Here is a 22,407-nt window from a genome sequence, read left to right as displayed (position 1 = left end):
AGAAAAGCACCAACAAGCTGTTCAATTCATCAATAATTCACAGCGAATTTGTGTGCTTTAGGTAGTAATAATAGTGCGCAATGATTATAGTGTGCCCAATTCCATTGGTAAGTTAAAAAAAAGATGTTTCAAGATAATCCGCTATTAGCTCAGCTTAAGCAGCAAATCCAAGAAAACCTGCCTAAAAAAGAAGGCTCAATCAAAGCAACTGATAAAGGCTTTGGCTTCCTGGAAGTGGACAGTAAAACCAGCTTCTTCATCCCACCAGCGTATATGAAAAAGTGCATGCACGGCGACAAAGTGGTTGCCATCATCCGCACAGAAAACGAACGCGAAGTCGCAGAACCACAAGAGCTGCTAGAACAAGCCGTAACTCGCTTTATTGGCCGAGTAAAAATGTTCAAAGGCAAGCTAAACGTAGCGCCAGATCACCCACAGCTGAAAAAGCTTTCTCTTAAAGCGAAATTAAAGAAAGGTCTAAAACCTGATGAATTCGCAGAAGGTGACTGGGTTGTCGCGCATCTTATTCGCCACCCGCTTAAAGGCGATAACTCTTTCTTTGTAGAAATTTCAGAGAAGATTACCGATTCAAACGACAAGATTGCACCTTGGTGGGTAACGCTTGCTCAAAACGATCTACCTAACTCTGAGCCAGCAGGTATCGAAAACTGGGAACTGAAAGACGACGCGGATCTAGAACGCGTAGACATGACTCACGTTCCTTTCGTGACTATCGATGGTGAATCAACCAAAGATATGGACGATGCACTGTACGCGAAGAAAACAGAATCCGGCGATTTCGAGCTGACTATCGCAATCGCAGACCCAACAGCGTACATCACACCTGAAGACGATATGGATAAAGTGGCTCGCGAACGTGGCTACACTATCTACCTACCAGGTCGTAACATCCCAATGCTGCCTCGCGATCTAGCAGATAACCTATGTTCTCTGATTGAAGGCGAAGTACGCCCTGCTATCTGCTGTACAGTAACAGTAAGTAAAGATGGCGTGATTGGTGATGACATCAACTTCTTTGCAGCAAACATCAAATCACACGCTCGTCTAGCATACGACAACGTATCTGACTGGCTAGAAAACGGCAGCTCAGAGAAATGGCAACCATCTGAAGAGATTGCGACGATTGTACGCGACCTATTCGATTTCTCTCGCGCTCGTGCTGAATGGCGTGAGAAGAACGCAGTTGTGTTCCCAGATCGTCCTGACTACCGTTTCGAACTAAGCGAAGACAACGATGTGGTAGCAATCCACGCTGACATGCGTCGTAGCGCAAACCGCCTAGTTGAAGAGTCGATGATCACGGCAAACATCTGTGCAGGTCGTACGCTGCGTGAAAAGTTCGACACTGGTGTATTTAACACACATGCAGGCCTCAAAGCAGAGAAGATTGAAGAAGTGGTTGAACTGGTTAACCCAGAAGGCACACTAGCATTCACTGCCGAATCTATCGCAACACTAGAAGGCTTTGCAGCACTTCGCCGCTGGTTAGGCGAACAAGAGACGTCATACTTAGACAACCGTATTCGTAAGTTCCAAACGTACAGTGAGGTAGGCAATCAACCTCTTCCTCATTACGCTATGGGTCTTGATATCTACGCGACTTGGACTTCACCAATTCGTAAATACGGCGACATGATCAACCACCGCATGCTGAAGGCAGTTATTTTGAACAAAGAACCAGTTCAAAAGCCAGATGATGAAGTGGGCGAAGAGCTGGCTCTGCACCGTAAACATCACAAAATTGCCGAGCGAAACGTGTCTGATTGGCTATACGCACGCACTCTAGCGGACGAGCCAAACAAGAAAACGTGTTTCACAGGTGAGATTTTCGATATTAATCGTGCTGGTGCACGTGTCCGACTTCTCGAAAATGGCGCAGCAGCCTTTATTCCTGGTAGCTTGATTCTTGATAATAAAGAAAGAATTGAGTGTAACGGCGACAACGGTACCATTTCTATCGACAAAGAAGTGGTATACAAGTTAGGTGACACATTGGAAATCGTTCTAGCAGACGTGAACCAAGAGAACCGCAGCATCGTTGCAAAGCCGACCCAGGTATTCGCTGATAAACCAGCGCCACAAACAGAAGAAACTGTGAGTGAGTAATACCGATTGAAGTTTAAAGGCGCTCAAATGAGCGCCTTTTTTGTATGTCATACAAGAAAGATAAGAACGAATATGCCGAACATTGAGATCATTCGCTTTAATCACTTCACTGCTCGCAAAAGTGAACGCTACACCGCTACACACAACGGCCTATACGTTGTTGAAGAAGGCTCACTCGTTATTAATCAGCCTAGTGGTGAACAAATTGAACTAAACGCAGGAGACTTTACGCTTTATAACTCCGCAGATTTGCGCAGTGCTGAAGCCAAACCAGGCAATTTCAAAGCACTTGCACTCGTCTTTGATATTGGTTTGTTTAGTGAGTTTAAATCTGTGCATCCTAATGTGCAGTCAGAAACTGAGGAACGCCGCTTCTACCCTTTCTCTTCAGAAAGCCAATCATCAATTGCACAGCTTAAAGACACGTTAATTGAGTTAGCGGACAATAAAGCGCCCCAGTACGCTCAAGGTCATATTGCCCTTGCCCTACTCTCATTGATGGTCGAAGTGCAGCCGGACATTCTGTCAATCATTGATGATGCAAGCAGCCTAACCGCCTCTCAGAAGGCAATTAAGTACATCGAAAAGAACATCGAGAAAGACATCACCTTAGAAGCCTTAGCCACGCACATGAGTATGTCTATCGCGACGTTAAAACGTAGACTAGCAGCGGAAAACCTCTCGTTTTCTCACATTTTGAAGGTGAAACGAATTAACCACGCTGCGACACAACTGCGCGTATCGCAGAAATCGATCACTCAGATTGCATTTGAATCAGGCTTTAAGAGTGCGGCCCACTTCAGTACAGCATTTAAATCGATTTACAGCATTACGCCAAAAGAGTTTCGTAGCCAAATCGCGAAGTAATGCTTGGCACGTTACGCATCAGCAGGTAGCGAAATCCGTTAATCCCAGAAACACGCTTGAGGGTCGCTTTCTAATTCGGCGAGAAGCACCTCAAGCGTTTCACTACTCGGTAGCTTTTCATAAGGTATCCAGACCAATTCTTCTTCACGATAGATCGGCACATAAAAGCACCAAAGCTGAGTTTTAGCATCAAATAGAATTTTAGCGATGGGAGACGTGTATTCACTGTGTTGTGAATCAAGTAAGAAGTGCGCATGATAAAGCTCGACACCGTTCTCTATAGGCTCGTATAAGCACTTCCCTAGCGCTTCGACTGGCAAATTGACATTGCGCCTAGCGCAGAGCGTTTGAACCAACTTGTGCAAGCGACTGGTCGCCATTTGAGACACGGACATGAGCGTACTCCTGATATGTTGTTCTTAGTATATACCCAAGTGCCTGAGAGAGGCAGAAATCACCATCGGGGCATGCGCCCGCTCAAACCTAGAATAGCATCCCATTTGATGCCGAAAAGCTAACTGCGTCACCTCTTTCGCTTCAAATCAGTAAAACCCACCCACCCGATATTATTGATAGTTATCAACATAAAGCGAGCGCAATCGATCATGTGCTATGGATATCAATCTGCATTCACAAAAGTGTAACCTGAACGAAATATGATGAGCGCTGCTATATACCGTATATGGAGTTAAATATGTTACGTCTTTCTGTGGCGACCTTACTGGCCATGGCTCTGTCCCTTCCTTCTGCTATGGCAAAAGAAGTCAATATTTCGGGTTCTACCTCTGTTGCACGCGTAATGGATGTCTTGGCTGAAGAATATAATAAAACGCACCCTGATGATTACATTGCCGTTCAGGGTATAGGCTCAAGTGCAGGCATCACGATGGTGAACAAAGGCGTGGTTGAGATTGGCATGAGTTCGCGCTACCTAACGGAAAGCGAAAAAGGCGAAGATCTTAACGTATTCCCTATCGCTTACGACGGTCTTGCTGTTGTTGTTAACCGCACTAACTCTGTAGCCAACCTTTCGGAACAACAACTGTTCGATATCTACAAAGGTAAAGTCGACAACTGGAAACAAGTTGGCGGCAACGATCAACCTATCGCCGTGGTAACACGTGAAGCTTCTTCTGGCTCTCGTTACAGCTTTGAAAGTTTGCTAGGTCTTACCAAGATCATCAACAACCGTTTGGTTTCAGACATTAACCCAAACAACCTTGTGGTAAACAGCAACAGCATGGTGAAAACCATTGTTAACCATAACCCACATGCGATTGGCTTTATCTCGGTTGGCTCTGTTGATCGTTCAATAAAAGCCATTCAGTTTGAAGGCACGGAACCAACGGCAAGCAACATCGCTAATCACAAGTACAAATTGGCGCGTCCATTCTTGGTTCTGTACAAAGTGGATGGTCTGGATAAAGCCGGCAAAGACTTCGTGAAGTTCTTGAAATCGGAACAAGGTCAAAAAGCGATTGCAGACTACGGCTACACACCAGTAAAAAGCTTTAATCAATAAACCGCAGACATAAAAAAAGAGAGCCAAATTCGGCTCTCTTTTTCGTTTGAATCTTAGAATGCAATTAGAAGTGCAATTGAATCACTGAAACAACTACTGCGCCTGGTCGACGAATGCCTTCAATTTCAACTTTGATTTCACGCTCAATCTCAAGACCTTTCTTGATTGGAGTGATTTTAGTTAGCGTACTTGATGCACGTACGTTGTTGCCTGCTTTTACTGGGTACGGGAAACGTACTTGGTTCAGACCTAGGTTCACCACCAATTTCGCTGTTGGGAACATTGGGTTTTCTGGGTCAACAGAATCGGTCAACTTAGGCAAAAGCGCCAACGTAAGGAAACCATGAGCAATCGTAGTCTTAAATGGAGACTCTGTTGAAGCACGCTCTGGATCGGTATGGATCCACTGCATATCTTCAGTTACCGAACCAAATTGGTTGATACGCTCTTGAGATACGTGAACCCAATCACCCACATGGATCACTTCGCCCACTTTCTCGCTTAGCTCATCAAATAAAACTTGCGCTTCAGGTTTTAGGACAATTGGATCTGGTTGAGAAATGACTTCCTCATTCACAGCAGGCTGCTGGTGATCACGTACTTTAGAAAAAAGAAAGCTGCTTTGTGCTCGACCTAAAAAGTCACCCCAATAATCGCGTAGCGTTGGAGACATCCAATTCATAAACTCTGATTGGTGAGCAGAAATCGCACCAACTTTGTCTTTAAATAGATTCGTGACTTTCATAAAAACCCTTCGATAAATTCAAGCACAACTGGCTATACCAGTTAATTTTGAATTAACTCACACTATGTTGCAAATACTTTCGGGCGAACACATGTATACTCAAAGTCATTTACTTCTTACTTTTCATAAAGATAGCAATAAAACACTATTTTATTAAGTAACCACAACATAAAGTAAATACTCTACAAAATACTGTAACAACTATCCTTTTTGATGCCCTTTCGCACTAATCCTCTCTATGGATGTGACCACAAAACAAGCAAACAGTTCTTTTTCATTAAAACAATGCTTTACAACGTTTCTACCTCACCCTATTATACGTCCCGCAACGGAGAGATGGCTGAGTGGTTGAAAGCACCGGTCTTGAAAACCGGCATACGTTAATAGCGTATCTAGGGTTCAAATCCCTATCTCTCCGCCACATTTAGAAAGCCCGTTGAGAAATCAACGGGCTTTCGTCGTTTTGAATCTTGTAAAATACAGAACCACTTAGCCCTTAGTGGTTTGCTCCCACACTACATACTCTTCTCTTTCACCTTCTTCTAGATTTACTGACCAACTCCGCACTTATCGCAATCGACGAAAAAATCCACGCATCAATTCGTTCTATGCAGACTCAAGACTTGTTATAACTAGGAGCAAGATAACAATAAATCATGGAAGACAGACACAATGCCGATTCAATTCCATCAGCTTACTGCAAAGGAAAACACTTCTACTCTCTCTATCGACGATTGGCAGATTGATGCCGGACAATCTTGGGGTATTTTTAGCTCTGAGGGCGATATTGGTTCTATGCTTGGTGACTTACTGTGTGGAGAAATCAAGCCTGAATCCGGTCAATTGAACATTGAGGGTTGCCATATTGCTCAGGTCTCTCTTTCTGAGCAACAACGATTGTTGGAACTGGAGATAGAAAAGGACGATACCGACTTTCTTGACCGTATTGACCAAGGCAGTTCCGTTTACCAGTTAATTTTTGAAGTCTGCCAAGATGAAGCCTTCACACAGACTCTGATTGAAGATCTCGACCTTTCACACTTAACTGAAAGCGGCTTTCGAGTGCTTTCAACCGGCGAAACACGACGTGTTATGCTTGCCCGAGCGCTTGCGGCCAAGCCTGACCTCGTTCTGCTAGATAACCCATTTACTGGCTTAGATATCGCCCATCGTGCGTCATTGACGGCTTACCTTCAAACACTCTCTCAATCAGTACAAATGCTGATTACCTTCTCTCGTGAATCTGACATGCCTGACTGGATAGAGCGCATTGCGCTGTTTAATGGTGGCAAACTCGATAGTACCATAGACAAACAGAGTTGGGATAAGCACCCTATCATCGCACAGATCAAATCCCAGTCTGAAAAACAAAGCGAAGAGATGATGACGTTGATTCGTCAGCATCAACATTCAACGCACTTCGATAATCCTATCTTTGAGCTAAAGAATGGTAAGGTAGAATACACCGAGAAGACTATTTTCACCGACCTAAACTGGCGTATCGATAAAGGTCAACACTGGCAAGTGAAAGGACCAAATGGTTGCGGGAAAAGCACCTTGTTAGGACTGATATTTGGCGATCATCCACAGTGTTACAGCAACGACATCCACATCTTTGGTAAAAAACGCGGCACTGGCGAGACCATTTGGGAAATCAAACAACATATTGGTATGGTTTCTTCGGCATTACACCTCCAATATCGCGTCAATTGCAGCGCCTTTGAGGTGATCTTATCTGGATTTTATGACTCAATTGGTCTGTATTCCCAACCAAGTAAAAGGGAAATCAACGTCGCCAAAGAATGGCTGACGATTCTCCACATGGAGCAGTACGAGAAAACCTCTTTTAAACAACTCGAATACGGGCAACAACGTTTACTACTGATTGCACGAGCGATTGTAAAACAACCGACGCTGTTGATTTTGGATGAGCCATACCAAGGCTTGGACTACTTGGGACGAGTGCTGGTGAAAAACACGCTAGAGCTGATTGCTAAAGAGAACCTAAGCCAACTTCTTTATGTTTCCCACTATCAAGAAGATGGCTTGGATAGCATTCAGAACTATCTTGAGTTTAAGTTCGATGATCAAACTCAGTGCTATAAGGGTTACATCGATTAAAGCCCTATTTACTGCTGACCACTTCCGCGTATGGGAGTGGTTTGGCGTATAAATACCCTTGATGCAGTTTCACGCCAAGCATTTTTAAATGTGCCGCCTGCTCTCGGGTTTCTACACCTTCGGCAATCAAATCGACTCGCAAATCCCCTGCTAGACGCACAATCGCATTTAATACCGTAGAATTCACGCTCTCAATGCCAATTGTGTCTATGAAGCATTTATCTATTTTCAGGTAATCGACCTTCATGTGTTGAAGCACCGCCAGTGCAGTCTGCCCTGTACCAAAGTCATCAATGAGCACCTGAATACCATGTAACCTTAACGCTGTAATATGGTTGCGTGCGTTGCCATCAATCAATTGCCTTTCGGTAATTTCAATGCTCAGGTCAACGTTGTACGCTTTCAACTTGCGATGAATCGTTTCAATTTTTCTTATTATATGAGAACCCGTGAAATAGCCCGGTGGGACATTCACACCAAGATGAATCGGATGATCAAACTTTTCCTTTGAGAAATCCTCACAAGCTCTATCCAATACAAAGTCGGTAAGCAATTCAACTAAGCCGCTCTCTTCTGCCGCAGGTACAAATTCATCAGGAGAGATGAAGCCTCGCAGTTTATGCGGCCAGCGGATCAAGGCTTCATAACCAAACGTCTCTCCCGTACTGGTATCCACTTGAGGTTGGTAATACAACACGAGCTCACGCTTCTTGAGTGCTTTTTTAAGTTCGGAGACAAGACTTCGCTGAGGATCGATAAAGCGATTAATTATGAAGATCAAAAGATAAAACGCGAGCAAAATAGGAATGGCAGAAACGATATAAGAAAAGCGCTTCTGCTCAACGTAAAAGTCACTGGCTTCCACTAATGCCTCATAATCAAACAACTTTGAATAGCCGAGCGACACGGCATTTTCGCCCTTCATAGAAGCATCTTTAGGCGCGGAATCCTTACCAACAAACATGGCCGAACGCTTTAAACGTACATCATTACGATAGCCAATCGTCGCGCCAAAGTAATCTCTATCAACGATAGTAACGGCTTGGTATTCCGGAGCATCCTCTTTTGGTGTGATCAGAAATAAGACTTGGTCAGGGTAGCCTGTGATATGGCCTAAAGTGAGCTCTCCTTTGCGATATAACTGGACATAGTTGTCCATCGGACGTTTCATTGCTCCCAACTTCGAGGAACAAATAATCTGACCATCTTTTACAATCAGGGTCTCGTCGATATGCCTTTCAAACATCAAATTTTGTTGTATCGCTTCACAACGTTCCGGATTAATCAGAGCGGTCCGATTCTCTGTCTCTATTTGAAACAGAATTTCATCCGCAACTTGAAGGTTTTTATCAAGAATATGGTCTAGATTTCGCTGGACGCTTTGATGCGCTAAATAGAACACCTCCGCGACAATAAGAGGTAACGGGAGCAAGTATATGATGGCTTTTTTTAAAAGCTCTTTATTTATCATCTAGAAGTTATCTCTTATCTTTAAGAACAAGGAAGAAGAAAGCCATTAACACTTACTCATCAACCACTTAAAACGCTCCAGAGTAAGCAGAGGCACTAATCAGCACTACAGATTGAGTATGGTTAACAAGCTACAAAGGTACAAACATAACAATGAGTTATTGATACATGGCTCATTTCAGAGACAGAGTGTATCAACATTCTTGCTTTCATAGAGATGAGTGAAGAGAAATTCACACAAAATTTGCCTATCTCCCTTCTTCCCAAGTCGGTCATAGAGACATGGATACCTTGTCAGTCAGATTCCCGTTGGCACCCAACTCAGGCAAAGAAAACATTAATAGGCTATTTTCTCACTGTGTGAGAATATCCATTTCTAATTATTTTCCTTTTCTCAGCTATTAAGAATTATAGTTGTTGCCTACCCATTATCACGTTACAACACGCTCATGACGACAAACAAAGCCAACGCTAATCTGGTAAACGAAAAGGCGCTGCAATTGCTAATGCAAGTCGCAGTTAGTCAGTTCCCAGTCTCTGCGAAAACGCTCAGTGAACAACTGAATGTGCCTTTGAGCAGTCTTTATCGACACTTGAAGCTACTTAAAGAGTGGAACCTGATTGAAGAAAGCGTACACGACAAAACATTTGTAGTTGGTCCTGCCGCCCTACTGTTAATGCACAGCTATGAAACCGCTCAGCACGGTTTAGATATGGTGGAAACCATCCTTGCTCGCTTGGTTCAGCAAACGGGTGAAATGGCGGCTTATATGGTGCCATCTGGTTATCGTGCGCTTTGTGTCAGACAAAAAGAGAGTATGCAGGCGCTTCGATGCAGCTACGTCCAGGGTCAAAGTCAACCATTGCTTCGTGGCGCCTCATCTAAGGTGATGCTGGCTTTCATGCCTCAAAGCCGTTGCGAAAAAATCTTGCGTCATTTTGGGCAAGATCATCGTCTCAGCGAGTGGGAACATGAGCTCAGCACCATCCGTAAGAACGGATACGCTGTTAGTACATCAGAAATTGATCCTGGTGTATCTGGCATCAGCGCACCAGTCATGAAAGGAAGTAAGTTGATTGGTGCAGTCTCTGTGATGGCTCCGGCCCACCGAGTCGAAAAGGATAAGCAGCGTATCATTTTGCATGTGTTGCAGGCAGCGAGGGCGTTGCCGCCAGAAAGGTAATTCACCATGTTGAGCTTTTTCAAACGTTACAAACTTCATCGAGCTAGTAAACCTATCCACCACTACCCTTTTTCATTTATGACGGTATGTGAGCATTTAGCCCCGATGAGCCATGGAACGTTTGAATTAGCTGACCAGAGTTTAGAAAATGCCAGTGATTGGCTTTACCAACAACATGATCAGGTCTCTGCCGCTAACCTTGGCCATTTTTCTCATCACCAAATCGATAATGGTGACTTTCAAGAAGCCCTGAGCTTATCTTTGTCACGCCATTCTATTCCTGTTGTTCTATCAAATTGCACTGAAGCTATTCTGTCGATGTTACCGGTCGTTGTTTGTGATAACGATGAAATAGGTATCATCAATATTGGCCATAAAATAAACCTCAATGCGACACTGGAGCCGCGAATTGGCTCAGCCTTTCACTTTGCCTTGTCTCGTTACCAAAATGTCCGTCTATTTTTCGCAGGTGTGAGCGAACAAGAAACCAAGCAAGAAGCATGGGAATACGCCGAAGACCAAGGTTGTGATTGGGTAACAGACCGAGAGTTTACTTTCCGCTACCGCAATCATCTTAAGCAGCATGTGGGCAACTATCTTGATCATTGCGATCAAATCGTCATGTCGATTGATTTAGCGTCACTATTAACGAAAAACAATTTAGACGGCACGCCTGCGTTGGATATTCAGATGGTACTTCGTACCATTCGGCTGTGTTTGGTTTCAGGAAAGATAAAAGCGATTCAGTTAGTCGGTGATCGAGATCGTCTTATTTACTCGAAGCAAACCAAAGCAATCCTTGAAGAGTTGTACCAAATGGCACCACTGATTGACCATGCAGCTTAGTCCGTTTTTAAAGAGATAGAGCCATCGTCCGAATTGGCTTTATCTCTAACCTCTAGCTATCACCTCTAAATCACCCTTTCTTATTATTTTCTAACAATTTATTCCCTCAAAAGTGCGACACACTTCAGCCTCAAGACTTGAACTAAGATCACACTCAAGCTTTAATACCTGACATATGAACTTGGTATGACATACGAATAAAAAAACACCGCAGTTCAATAAGTAAGCGACATATAAAATCAAAATAAGAACGCTTATGCCTTTTCTGTGAGTATTTTACTCACTCTCGCTTGGTGCCATTAAGTTCCACTAGATTTAGGATACTTGATGATGCTTAAACACACAGTCATCACACTGGCGTCAGTACTTTCTCCACTCTGTTTGGCAAACGTCTTTGATTTAGCTGACATAAAAACGGGCGACGTGGTTAGCTTTTGCCCTAATGGCAGCATTACTGTTACAGGTTCCACCTACCACTGTAGTACTAGTATTGAACTACAAGCTGGCGATTGGATTCTCAACAGAAACCACAACGCAGCAACACTCACCGCCCAAAGTTCGATTACCTTGAAAGGCTCGAATATCGTTGGAGCCACAGACAACCCAATTAACATTAACGCTTTAGGCACTTGGCTCAAAGTGGAAGGAAATAGCTACGTTCTTGGCGATATTTCTGCACTCGGCTCCATTCAAATTACGAACAGTGAAGTCAAAGGAAAAATAAAAACAAATGGCGTTGGAGCTAATGGTCGGTCAGTTGAATTTCACGGTACGCGAAATGTTCTAAATGGTGAAATCATCGCTCAAAGTGAAGTTTATATTGAATCAGGTATGTTCTGCGGAAACATCGAGTCAACAGGCACCAATGTAACGATCAATACGACGGATACTGATTCATCTAACCGGCCTGTTGTCGTGGGTGACATCAACGCGAGGTCGACAATTGAGCTAAACAATGTAGAAGTATTCGGCTCAATAACATCTCTTGGTCATACCGTAGATACAGGCTTCAAAGCAACAAACGTTTATGCTGATAGACAAGCTATCACTGCACACCATTTTTCGATGAATAGCACCGATGTTTCAGTATGTGGGCAGGTCACTGCTAGCCTTGATGCAGGAACTAACTTTAAGCATTTCTGTGGAATACAAGACCCTAACTGTGATTACGCAAACCAAAGCCCGAAAGTTTGCACGGTTCCAGAAACGATTCCGGTTTGTGAAATTACCCCACCATCAGAAGATGACTTCGACCTTGTTGTCACACCAACAGAAGACATGGCGTTGATGTGTGGTGATGAGTTGCCTCAGTTTACTGTAACCACAACCAACAATGGTGAAGTCACCAGTGCTCAGGTATTAGCCTCCCTCTCCCACCCGGACTTATTCACACTGGAGATGGTTGAAGGAAAACAGAAAATTGATGATTCTAACTTCATCTCAAAAGACGACGGTACGTTAGTCGTCAAAGTCGTACCTAACGATATCGACGCTATCTCACTCGATTCAAATTACACCCTCAGTTTTACCATGATCGATGACATGAACAAGGCGCAGACAGTACAGTTTATGTTTACGCCATACATGTTCGAAGCTTATGCAGAAGATCTGAGCTCGCTTGATGAAATCCATGTTGTTGCTGGTAAATCAAAGACAGTGAATACGCGTTTATTGGCTTGTGCTGCAACGGGTGAACAGATTATTGCGACAAATTACGACGGAACGCCCCAGGTCACCCATCCTCTCATCAAACCTGTAGCCGGCAGTGAAGGAAACTTCAGTTACTCTGCCGAGTTCAAAGACGGCCTGTCCAGTCATGGTTTAATTACCAATGAATCAGGTCTGTTCTCCGTCAGGCTCTTCGATACTTTCGAATGTACAGGTTTTCAGGAGTGTCCAGATGAAGGTTCGGTAGAGGTTGTAGGTACATTTAATGTGAAGTCACGACCTTGGACGCTAGCCATCTGTGATGGTTCAACAGCACTGGCCTCTGGTACTTCCGAAAGTGGACCGGGCTTTATTGCTGCCGGCGAACACTTTTCCCTCACAGTGAAGCCGATCGTCTGGCAAAGTGGCGGTTCATTAACTGGAGAAGTTAATACGACAAGCTACTGCAGTGCTGACGTCACCCATAACTTCATGTTGGAAGACGCCCCAGCAGCCAGTATCGTTTTAAGCAGTAAGCAAAAAACACCCACTGAAACCGCAAGTCAGGCGAGGAAGTTATTGGAGAGTAGTTCATCACTCACTCGTAGCCATACCGAGAGCGAGAACTCTCAATACACCTTCTCAGACTTATACTGGGAAGAAGTTGGTAGCTTGAAGATTAAAGCTAACTTGGACAGTCAGTATTTAGATATGACCGTCAACACCGGCTATCGCAATGTTGGCCGCTTTTACGCTAAATACTTCAAGGCGCGTGAAGCCAAATGGACATACCCAACAAAGCAAGACTTCATTTATATGAATCAGCCATTTGAGCGCGTAAGTTATGACGTGGTCGCACTTAATGCCAAAAAAGAAGATATTCAGAACTACGTGTATTTCAATGCCAGCCTTCGTGAACATTTTCATTTAGGTGAACTAAGTAACTACGTTAATCGCTTTATTCCACCAGCTGCTAACTCAGTCGAATGGAACTTGGTCGGTGACGCTAGCGTTGGCAGTTTCACAATCGAAAAAGCCTCAGGAAATCCGAATTGCGACAATAGCCCTTGTTGGGAAAAAGATGCAACAGATGGGAAATACCCTGACGGTCCATTCAACAAAGATTCGAAATCAACAAAGAGTGAAATCGGCCTGATTCACACAAATGTCGTCGATGAGATAGAGTTCTTTGACGATCTCCATATCTTAGAACAACAACCAGATGTCCGTTTTGGCAGACTCAACTTTAAAGACGTTGGTGGCAACCAAGGTATGACAATCAAGGTTCCGCTGGACGTAGAAGTATGGCAAGACGGTCGCTTCGTGACCCACTTTGAGGACAGCGCAACCACGGCCAATGGGCAGCATCATACGCGCACGCCAATTTGGTCCAATTCTCCTGCTGATAACACTTTATTATCCGGAGAAGGCACCATGCTGGCTGGCAGAACCTACGATATCGTAGCCAGCCAAGTCGATTCGGCACGAGAGCAAGTTCGCTTCCATTTAGACTTGAGCAGTGCAGGCAATAACTTACCTTGGCTCAAGTACAATTGGGATAAGAGTGACGCGGACGAAGATAACCCACCGACAGTAGTCACGTTCGGAATTCATCGTGGGAATGATCGCATTATTTATCGTGGAGAACCCAACTTCATTGGGATGAACTAAGAGCTTACCAACACAAACAAAAACGCCCCTCTCGTGAGGGGCGTTATTATATTTTGTTCGTTACTTAGTTGAACGACGCGCTTTCAAGCGTTTAACCATAGCTAGGCGACGCTCTGCAGAACCTTGGTCTGTTGCCGATTGGTTCGGGTTGTTACGACGACCTTGACGGTTCTTGAAAGCTGGTTTTGAGTTTAGCTTCTCGATGTAAGATTCACGTTGCTTTGGTTCATAGCCCGCTAGCTCAATACGACGGATGTGTTGCTGAATTAGGTTTTCAACCTGCACTACCGTTAGCTCTTCTTCACGGTTAACAAAAGAAACGGCATGACCTTGTTTACCAGCACGACCCGTACGACCAATACGGTGAACATAGTCTTCTGCAAGGAATGGCATGTCGTAGTTCACAACATGCGGTAGGTCTTCTATATCCAAGCCACGCGCTGCGACGTCTGTTGCCACCATCACGCGTACTTTGCCTGTTTTGAACTCTTCTAGAGCACGACGGCGAGCACTTTGCGCACGGTCACCGTGACAAACAACCGCTTTAATTCCATCGAGTTTCAACTCTTTTACTACGTCGTTTGCGGTTTCTTTGTAGTTCACAAACACCAATACCTGTTTCCAGTTTTTACGACCAATAAGCTCAGAAAGCAGCTCTGTTTTACGTTCTTGATCAACTGGGTAAAGTACGTGAGCAACGGTTTGTGCTGTTGTGTTCGCACGCTCGACTTCGATACGCTTTGGCTTACGTAGAATATCTCTTGCTAGTACATTCAATTGGGTAGAGGTTGTCGCAGAGAACATCATGATCTGAGGATCGGTATCCACGTCTAGCATGATTTTACGAACGGCATTGATAAAGCCCATATCCAAAATTCGATCGGCTTCATCAAATACAAGAAACTCGATGTTTGCTACTGAAACGTTACCTTGCTCAATGTGCTCTTCTAGACGCCCTGGTGTTGCAACCAGAATATCTACACCGTTTTCAAGAGCAGAAATCTGAGAAGACATCTTACGACCACCAAAGATCGCCGCAACAGAGAGGTTCGTGTACTTAGTGTATGCTTTGATGTTATCTGCGATTTGCTCTGCTAATTCACGAGTCGGAGCCATGATAAGTGCACGTGCTGTCTTGCGAGAAGCATTACGGCCACTATCCAACAAACGTTGAATCATTGGCAAAGAGAAGGCCGCGGTTTTACCCGTACCTGTTTGTGCAGTAGCGAAAATATCATGACCTCGACGAGCCATTGGAATCGCCTTCTGTTGGATTGGCGTTAACTTCTCATAACCGCATTCTGCCAGTGCTTTAACCACTTCTGGCGCAAAACCTTGAGATGAAAATGACATTGAGCGTATTCCTTAAACAAACCACTAGATAGCTTTGAAAATTTAGCCGTGCACTATACCCGAATTCAAGTGATTTATCTCACTTTTCTCGTGTGTTCGCGTAAAAACTCGGGGAATTATGCGTCTCCCGATTCAGCACCTTATATTTTTAGCTCTGTTTTCTCTTATTCAATGAAGAAATAACGGTTTTTACCTGCCTTCTTCGCCTCGTACATTGCCATGTCAGCTTGATGCATTAACTCTTCTAAGGTGCAATCTTGCCCTTTTGTGTAGCAGCCACCAATCGAGGTTGTTACTTGATGGAAAGTATCAGGTAACACTTCAATTGGGTCTTGAATCAATTGAATCAAAGACGCCGCATAGTGCTCTGGGTTTTGCATATGCTCTTGAGAGCTCAACAAGATAGCGAACTCATCACCGCCCAAGCGTGCTAGTAACGCTTTGCTTCCAAATATACGATTCATGACAGATGCGACATGTTCTAAGGTTTTATCCCCTGCGGCATGCCCATATTCATCATTGATAAACTTGAAGCCATCAAGATCAAGATAGACCAAACAAACCTTCTTCCCAGTTTTAACACTCTGCGATATGGTTTCTGTCGCACCAGTTTGAAACGCTGCTCGGTTTAAAAGCCCCGTTAGACTGTCATGATGAGCCAAATGATGAATGCGTTGGTTGTCTACAAATGCGCGAAGCTGAAAACGCGCAATAAAGTAAGCCAGAATAATGCTCATGACCACGCCAACTTGCATTAGCCATTTTCGCTCGTATTGCGAACTGGCGATCTCTTTCCTTTCACTGAAATCGACGTAAGAAACCAACTTCCATGCTGTCGAGCTGTTCTCGCTGACGTGATAATCCTGAAAACAGTATGGATTGATGCGGTCTACGGCACCAACGGACTCAATCGTCATGATACCTTTATCAGTTTCAATCTGCCCTGACAGCGTATTACGAATTTGTTCCGCTAAATCTGGAAATCTATTGTAGACCGTCTCATCACTTCGATGATCGTACATAAACGCAAATTCGGTATCGCGATGTTCTTTGTTAAACAAAAAGTAACCGTCTTTATTGAGCAGCATGTAGTTGGTGCCCATATCGAGATTAAACAGCGCCATGCCTTCCATAAGGTACTTCGCAAGATAGTTAACCATAACGATCCCGCGCTTTTTCCCCTCCTCATCGAAAACAGGTGTGGCCAGACGAATCATAGGCTTAAGCGGTACTTCAATCTGACCATGCTCGACGTTCAGATCTAAAGGCGATACGTAGATTTTTCGACAACCTAACTGCAATGCTTTATTGAAGTAATAACGGTGACGTTTATTTTGTAGCTGCTCTTCGGGTACAACCTGAGAATGTCCGTCATTAAAGTTGATACGAACCACCTCATTGCCCTCCAAGTCCAAGTAACGAAGTTGGTCATACACTTCTTTTCTTTGGCTAACGGCCTCCAAGATTGTGCTCAATCGCGCTAGTTCGACATCCCTTTTAGCTTCAGGAAGCAGCTCAACCATGTCGTACACTTGCCTTGCCTCCATAATGTCGGATAGCAAAGCGGTTTCTCTTACAACAGAGCCCATCACCCACTCAATGTATTGTTTCTTGCCCTCTAGAAGCGCTTTTTGTTGAACACGGATATTGCTCTTCTCTGCTTTTTCTGACGCGGACTTGTCGTAATGGATAATGGCACCAAATACGGTGACTAGCAGAAAGAAAATCGCGACAAAACGCAAACAAAAGAACTTCAATTCAGAGAAAGTAAAGGCAGGATTCAAGTGGTCTCCGGTTTCTTGTTGTATGAGAAAAGCCGGCGATTATAGTGATACAAATCACATATATATAGATTTGACACGATGATAGTTTTCTATCGTCTCAATAATGAAAATTTATAGAAAAAGACCCAAGCATCTGCTCGGGCCTTGTTTGATATTCATTCGTGCTTATTCAGCAATGCCACAAAGTTTAAGTAGGATCGCTTCCAACTGATCCCAAGGCATCAATTGTGAGTCAATCACTTCGATGCGAGACTCAAAACCTTCTAAACTCATCTGATTTACAGATACGATGCCATTCGCAACATTGAATGCGTAGCAGCCTTGGTCAGTATTCATTACGGCTTTGATACGCTCTGCCGTAAGGTCAGACAGCATTGAGAACAGTTGATCGAAGTTGAAGGTGTATTCTGCCCCGAACAACCAACCACAGCTAAAGTAACCCTGCCCTTTGTTCTCTTTACGGATAAAGGCTTCACCAGGAGGTAATTGGAATTGTGGCTCTTGATGCGCATGGTCGTGATGATGAGCTTCAATGTGGGAAGATGCACTGCCGTGCACGCGTTCGATATCCAACACTTCAATTGGTAGGTCACCGTCATGAATCAGTTTGCTGAACACTTTAGAAGGCGTTTGATCCGTTACCCAATCGTTGAATACATCAATGTCATGGCTGGTACACAGGTCAACCTTGCTACCAATAACCACATCGGCGCTGTCTAATTGATCAACAAAGTTCTTGTTTGAAAGGTACTTTTCGTCACTTAAATTACGTGGATCCACCAGCGCGATCGTTGCTTTAAGATCAACGTAAGGCAGATATTGCTCAGACGTTAACGTCGCAACCACTTGCTTTGGATGCCCTAACCCCGTTGGCTCGATAAGAAGGCGATCTGGCTTTTGACGTAGCAAAGCCGTGATACCAACAGACATAGGAACGCCCGCTGTACAACACATGCAACCACCCGGAACTTCTTTAATCATCGCTCCTTGGTCAGTCATCATCGCACCATCGATACCTATCTCACCAAACTCATTCACTAATACAGCCCAGTTTTCGTTTTCTGGTTTGTTTTTCAGTAAGTTCAGAATAGTTGTGGTTTTACCGACGCCCAGAAATCCCGTCAGTATGTTGGTAGGTACTCGATGTGACATGCTTTTCTCCGACAAGCTTGTGCTTTAAATGCTTTGCCAAAGTATACGGAGAATGTGACATGCTTCAACGCTTTTTATCGCTAGGGTCTAAGCCTTTATGCAGTGCTTTCGCTTTGGTTTGTTGTGATTGTTGGTAATAACCAAATGCATCTGCATTTTTAACACCAGAGAGGTGCATGCTGGTATGAATCACGCAGGTAAAGAATGCGACAATCGCAACGAGGATAGGAAGTAGTCCGAGGGTGCTTTCGAATTTTAGAGCGGCAATAGCCAAAGCGAAAACAACCGCAGAGGAAAGGGCAATGATCTTACTTCTATTGCTTTTCATGATAGTTCGCCTTTTTTATTGAACGAGAGTTCAAAGTGAATACATGTGACTTTTCACTTTACAACTCGATGCTACTCCTTTCATAACACACAAAATTTGAGCGACTTAACAGATACAAAAACACCGAGCTTGATGGTGCTCGGTGTTCATCTAAGGATTTAAATTTGGCTTATGTATCAACAAATTTGGCCTGCGGTGACCGCAATGTCAGATTCGTTGTCAATCGCAGCTTGAGCCAAAAGCGCTAACCCTTCGACGATGACATCTAACGACATGGTTGGCTGGTTGCCTGAAGCATCTTGTTCTGGCAAAAGAGGAATATGCACAAAGCCGTGACGTACTGATTTATCACGCAAGTAATGCTGGATACCATAAAACAGGTGATTGCATACAAACGTCCCTGCCGTATTTGATACTTGGCATGGAATACTCGCTTTCTGTAAAGCGTTTGTCATCGCCTTAATGGGCAGCGTTGTAAAGTAAGCGTCTGGACCATCTTGAAACACTGGCTCATCGATTGGTTGATGACCGCCATTATCAGGAATACGGAAGTCGTCTACATTGATTGCCACACGTTCTGGTGTAATCGCAGCTCGTCCCGCGGCTTGCCCTACTGTGATGACAATGTCTGGTTGGTATTGCTCGATAGCATTAACCACGATGTCAATGGATTCGTAACGGGTTACTGGCACTTGGCAAATCACTACTTCACCACCGTTGAGCTTTTTGCCTTCTAATCGTTTTACCGCTTCTAATGCAGGGTTCACGGACTCGCCACCAAATGGTTCAAAACCGGTGATTAACACTTTCTTCATCAATGTGACTCTTTGTAATTTTTGTTCGACGTAGGATTGGAATTCGAATTTACAACAATTTAGCGTGATAACGCCAAGCATTATTGTATGCAAATCCTTCCTTGGTTTCTGCAAGCAACTTAGGTAGAGTACGCGACCATTGAATATCGACAATTCGAAGAGATTGAAGACGATGAACATTGATAATCACGTAATCGAAACATTGGAAGAGCTAGAAGCTTTCCTACACCTAATTGAAAGTGGCGCACTGGGTCTTGAAGGCGTAACAGGTGTCGCATTGGCTACAACCAACACCGACGGCCGCCCTTTTGTCGCAGTACTAGGTGACCAACACCAACTCATCATGGGTCGCTGGGTTTCTCAGCACGTTTACGACAACGGTAAAGACATCGTTCGTAACGGCCCACAACGCAAACATTAATTCGTGTTTCTGACCCGTCCTGATTGGGTTGACATTTTTAGTTATAAAGCTCGCTTAAATAGCGAGTTTTTTATGCCATTTGTAAGTGTATTAAGCGCATTCCTACAATGCTCGCCTGCTTTATAAGCTATTGTTCAAAAATAAAAAATAAGCTTGTCAGCATGGTATCGAGTCGTGACATTTTGCTGACAAAACCATACTAGAAACTCCTAGAATTTATCTCGGAAGCGATGCTAATTTTCGTTTCCGGACACCATCGCAGAGCAGATATCCTAGTTGCTCTGTTTGCCCCGTTTAGCCCGCTTGACAGCCTTGGACTAAACGGGGCTTTTTTAGAGGCATCCACCTACTTGTTGTTGCAACTTACTGTCGGACGCAAGCGTATTTCCAGTTGGCAGGCTAAATGTCAGTAAATGGCGCAGAATTATCGCCTTTAACAACCAAATTTCTACGACGCTCTGCAACTGATAATGGTAGAATCCCCACATCAAAATTATCGAGCAACCCTATGTTTATCCATCATGTTAACGGCATCGACTGGCTGGTGATTACAGCCTTTGAAGAACTGAAACCTATATTCATCGAAGACGCTGGTGCGATCCCCTCTCGCTTCTCTATCGACAGTGAATTGAGCCTGATTGATCAGGCCAAACGGACTTATGGGTATTTGCCTGCACTCGACGGTGTAATCACGGATACCGGCACGTTTGAAAGCCAAGCTAACGAAGAAGATTTAAACCCACAGCTAGCATGCTTAGTCGAGGGACGCGGGCGAATGTTTATCTATCACGGCGGCTTTGTCGCTTTTGTGGATGATGAGCAGACGTTTATTACCCGAATGAACTGAAAACAATTCTATAAGAAAGGCAATGCTGCGGTTAACTGGCGAGCAGCATGACTTGCAAGGAATGGGGTGAAAAAAGAGTCAGCCTGATAGTCTGACTCTTTTGTATGAAACCGAGGGTATTGCGAGAAAAGTTGAAGGTAATTGAATCGGTTGAATCCGCTTATTACTGAGACCGGTGGCCAGTCTTCTTTGCAAACTCCTGCATCGCTTCGGCAAACGTTGTGGTCCCGCCTTTCGCTTGAACCTGTATCACCTTGTACCCCATCTTTTCCAACGCTTGGCGTTCTGCCAAAACCGCTTTGTCATCTTGCTGACTGCCCTTTGCAGGTTGATGAAGGTAGCACCCTTCAAGTTGACCATCTTCGACCAGTTGGTGGTGTTTCAGTGCATTAATATCAAAATTCATGGTAATTCTTTAAATCAAAAATAGGGAGTTTCTGTGGCATGCTACATGCGCTTTAAAGGCTTAACAACACTGTCCAAGCCTTCAATTTTAAGTGCGAGGCAGAGCTTTAGCAGTTCACCTAGCTCCCCTTCAGGAAAGCCTTTTTTATCAAACCAGAGTAGGTATTCTTCTGGAAGATCAATCAGTACTCGCCCTGCGTATTTGCCAAACGGCATTTGCATTCGAGCGAGTTTGATTAAATTTTCTTTTTCTAACATGGCGTTTTGTCTAACGACCTAGATTTGGGTAACTTGGTTGTCGAAAGTAACAAATAATCGATTAACCCACCAGTCGATCGCGTCTTTCGCTCCACTTAACCCGTCAACAATGTTATCCAAATCTTTATCGCCAACATGTCGGTCTATCACCGCAAAGATAGGTTCCGCCGTTTTAGAGTCGCTTACCAGCAGTTCAATGGTCGCCTCTCCCACATTGGTGTGCTCGCCCGTTGTTAGCTTGGATATTGTAGAAACACCAATACCAAAAGGCAGTACAGAGCTTGTTACCGCTAAGATCGGATTGGGCGTTTCCACATTACTGATCGCGATACTCAAACGAAGTGTTGAGTCACTTGGCTCATCCACAATGCGTTTATTGGTCGAGATCTTCTCTTTGAGCCTCATCACCATGTAGTCAGACAACTCATTAATGCTCTCATCATCCAACTCAGCATCTTTCACCACCACAAAAACACGATCCACTAGTACGCTATCGTATTTATCAAGAACGGCTTTTAATGTTTGCGCATCTTTAATGTCATCTCTTGCCCACACTAAATCGACTCTGCCTTCAGGACCCGGTCGAAAGTCCTCATACGACGTAAATTTGGTCTCATCGACTTGAGGACCTCTGGCACAACCAGCCAAAAGAACGATAAAAACAGACAGGGTGATGCACTTAAAATACGGTTTAAACATGACGCCTCCTAAAATTGGATATACAGTTTATCATTCCATATAAATTTGACCAGTATTTATTCACCTAATGGATATTTTGTTGAATCAAGTATTGAGCTTCCCGCTGCACAATTTCATGTTAAAGTACGCCGCTTACTGGAAAGCA

General features: G+C 44.1%; 20 protein-coding genes and 1 tRNA gene. 10 read left to right on the top strand and 11 right to left on the bottom strand.

What is annotated here, in order from left to right; all coding sequences use genetic code 11:
* Positions 1 to 123: 123 nt before the first annotated feature.
* Positions 124 to 2,127 carry an exoribonuclease II gene (gene rnb, locus ATB78_RS08885; RefSeq protein WP_061008424.1) on the top strand — a complete coding sequence of 668 codons (2,004 nt, stop codon included), beginning with the start codon at positions 124 to 126 and terminating at the stop codon, positions 2,125 to 2,127.
* A gap of 72 nt (positions 2,128 to 2,199) precedes the next feature.
* Positions 2,200 to 2,994 carry an AraC family transcriptional regulator gene (locus ATB78_RS08880; protein ID WP_009704671.1) on the top strand — a complete coding sequence of 265 codons (795 nt, stop codon included), beginning with the start codon at positions 2,200 to 2,202 and terminating at the stop codon, positions 2,992 to 2,994.
* 38 nt (positions 2,995 to 3,032) lie between these two features.
* Here ATB78_RS08880 and ATB78_RS08875 read toward each other — a convergent pair whose 3' ends face one another.
* Positions 3,033 to 3,389 carry a DUF3024 domain-containing protein gene (locus ATB78_RS08875; protein ID WP_061008423.1) on the bottom strand — a complete coding sequence of 119 codons (357 nt, stop codon included), beginning with the start codon at positions 3,387 to 3,389 and terminating at the stop codon, positions 3,033 to 3,035.
* A gap of 299 nt (positions 3,390 to 3,688) precedes the next feature.
* On the opposite strand from ATB78_RS08875, the gene ATB78_RS08870 reads away from it, so the two are divergent.
* Positions 3,689 to 4,516 carry a phosphate ABC transporter substrate-binding protein gene (locus tag ATB78_RS08870; RefSeq protein ID WP_009704673.1) on the top strand — a complete coding sequence of 276 codons (828 nt, stop codon included), beginning with the start codon at positions 3,689 to 3,691 and terminating at the stop codon, positions 4,514 to 4,516.
* Between the two features lie 64 nt (positions 4,517 to 4,580).
* Here the strand turns inward: ATB78_RS08870 and ATB78_RS08865 are convergent, their stop codons facing one another.
* Positions 4,581 to 5,261, bottom strand: a complete 681-nt coding sequence (locus ATB78_RS08865) for a MaoC family dehydratase (RefSeq protein WP_005440645.1) — start codon at positions 5,259 to 5,261, stop codon at positions 4,581 to 4,583.
* A 330-nt stretch (positions 5,262 to 5,591) separates the two neighbouring features.
* Between ATB78_RS08865 and ATB78_RS08860 the strand changes: the two genes are divergently transcribed.
* A tRNA-Ser gene (locus tag ATB78_RS08860) sits at positions 5,592 to 5,682 on the top strand.
* Between the two features lie 251 nt (positions 5,683 to 5,933).
* Positions 5,934 to 7,382 (top strand): molybdate ABC transporter ATP-binding protein ModF, encoded by a 1,449-nt coding sequence (gene modF / locus ATB78_RS08855; RefSeq protein ID WP_061008422.1) that lies wholly within the window; start codon positions 5,934 to 5,936, stop codon positions 7,380 to 7,382.
* Positions 7,383 to 7,386: 4 nt separating this feature from the next.
* Here the strand turns inward: modF and ATB78_RS08850 are convergent, their stop codons facing one another.
* On the bottom strand, positions 7,387 to 8,853 hold the full coding sequence (locus ATB78_RS08850; protein ID WP_061008421.1) for an EAL domain-containing protein: 1,467 nt from the start codon (positions 8,851 to 8,853) through the stop codon (positions 7,387 to 7,389).
* A 448-nt stretch (positions 8,854 to 9,301) separates the two neighbouring features.
* Here ATB78_RS08850 and ATB78_RS08845 point away from each other — a divergent pair, with 448 nt between their 5' ends.
* The 3 genes from ATB78_RS08845 (at position 9,302) to ATB78_RS08835 (ending at position 14,200) form a co-directional block, all read left to right on the top strand.
* Positions 9,302 to 10,036, top strand: coding sequence for an IclR family transcriptional regulator (locus ATB78_RS08845; RefSeq protein WP_061008420.1), 735 nt, complete (start codon positions 9,302 to 9,304; stop codon positions 10,034 to 10,036).
* A 6-nt stretch (positions 10,037 to 10,042) separates the two neighbouring features.
* Positions 10,043 to 10,882 carry an arginase gene (locus tag ATB78_RS08840; protein ID WP_009704684.1) on the top strand — a complete coding sequence of 280 codons (840 nt, stop codon included), beginning with the start codon at positions 10,043 to 10,045 and terminating at the stop codon, positions 10,880 to 10,882.
* A gap of 327 nt (positions 10,883 to 11,209) precedes the next feature.
* Entirely contained in the window at positions 11,210 to 14,200 is a 2,991-nt protein-coding gene (locus ATB78_RS08835) for a polymer-forming cytoskeletal protein (protein ID WP_240537377.1), read from the top strand.
* A 60-nt stretch (positions 14,201 to 14,260) separates the two neighbouring features.
* Here the strand turns inward: ATB78_RS08835 and ATB78_RS08830 are convergent, their stop codons facing one another.
* The 5 genes from ATB78_RS08830 to pcp all read right to left on the bottom strand — a co-directional run bounded on the left by ATB78_RS08830 (position 14,261) and on the right by pcp (position 19,632).
* Entirely contained in the window at positions 14,261 to 15,553 is a 1,293-nt protein-coding gene (locus ATB78_RS08830) for a DEAD/DEAH box helicase (protein ID WP_009704686.1), read from the bottom strand.
* A 164-nt stretch (positions 15,554 to 15,717) separates the two neighbouring features.
* Positions 15,718 to 17,337: a sensor domain-containing diguanylate cyclase gene (locus ATB78_RS08825; RefSeq protein WP_061008419.1), complete on the bottom strand. Its 1,620-nt coding sequence runs from the start codon at positions 17,335 to 17,337 to the stop codon at positions 15,718 to 15,720.
* A 165-nt stretch (positions 17,338 to 17,502) separates the two neighbouring features.
* Positions 17,503 to 18,489, bottom strand: a complete 987-nt coding sequence (locus ATB78_RS08820; RefSeq protein ID WP_038897120.1) for a GTP-binding protein — start codon at positions 18,487 to 18,489, stop codon at positions 17,503 to 17,505.
* Positions 18,490 to 18,553: 64 nt separating this feature from the next.
* Positions 18,554 to 18,817, bottom strand: coding sequence for a hypothetical protein (locus ATB78_RS08815; protein ID WP_061008418.1), 264 nt, complete (start codon positions 18,815 to 18,817; stop codon positions 18,554 to 18,556).
* A 176-nt stretch (positions 18,818 to 18,993) separates the two neighbouring features.
* A complete protein-coding gene (gene pcp, locus ATB78_RS08810) occupies positions 18,994 to 19,632 on the bottom strand; it encodes a pyroglutamyl-peptidase I (RefSeq protein ID WP_033006762.1) in 639 nt (212 codons plus the stop codon).
* 172 nt (positions 19,633 to 19,804) lie between these two features.
* Here pcp and ATB78_RS08805 point away from each other — a divergent pair, with 172 nt between their 5' ends.
* The gene (locus tag ATB78_RS08805; protein ID WP_005442576.1) at positions 19,805 to 20,053 is read left to right on the top strand and encodes a hypothetical protein; all 249 of its coding nucleotides are present in this window, start codon (positions 19,805 to 19,807) and stop codon (positions 20,051 to 20,053) included.
* A gap of 508 nt (positions 20,054 to 20,561) precedes the next feature.
* Positions 20,562 to 20,900: a hypothetical protein gene (locus ATB78_RS08800; protein WP_061008417.1), complete on the top strand. Its 339-nt coding sequence runs from the start codon at positions 20,562 to 20,564 to the stop codon at positions 20,898 to 20,900.
* Positions 20,901 to 21,063: 163 nt separating this feature from the next.
* Here the strand turns inward: ATB78_RS08800 and ATB78_RS08795 are convergent, their stop codons facing one another.
* The 3 genes from ATB78_RS08795 to ATB78_RS08785 are packed head-to-tail and all read right to left on the bottom strand — an operon-like array spanning position 21,064 to position 22,262.
* Complete coding sequence (locus tag ATB78_RS08795) at positions 21,064 to 21,306, bottom strand: hypothetical protein (protein ID WP_061008416.1); 243 nt, start codon at positions 21,304 to 21,306, stop codon at positions 21,064 to 21,066.
* 41 nt (positions 21,307 to 21,347) lie between these two features.
* Complete coding sequence (locus tag ATB78_RS08790; RefSeq protein ID WP_005433583.1) at positions 21,348 to 21,563, bottom strand: DUF3820 family protein; 216 nt, start codon at positions 21,561 to 21,563, stop codon at positions 21,348 to 21,350.
* An 18-nt stretch (positions 21,564 to 21,581) separates the two neighbouring features.
* A complete protein-coding gene (locus ATB78_RS08785) occupies positions 21,582 to 22,262 on the bottom strand; it encodes a DUF3313 domain-containing protein (protein ID WP_005442584.1) in 681 nt (226 codons plus the stop codon).
* Between the last annotated feature and the right edge of the window lie 145 nt (positions 22,263 to 22,407).

The sequence above is a fragment of the Vibrio sp. CUB2 genome, assembly GCF_001557945.1.
Taxonomy (GTDB): Bacteria; Pseudomonadota; Gammaproteobacteria; order Enterobacterales; family Vibrionaceae; genus Vibrio; species Vibrio owensii.
Note: the sequence above shows the minus strand (reverse complement) of the source record. Positions and strands in the feature narration are given on the sequence as shown.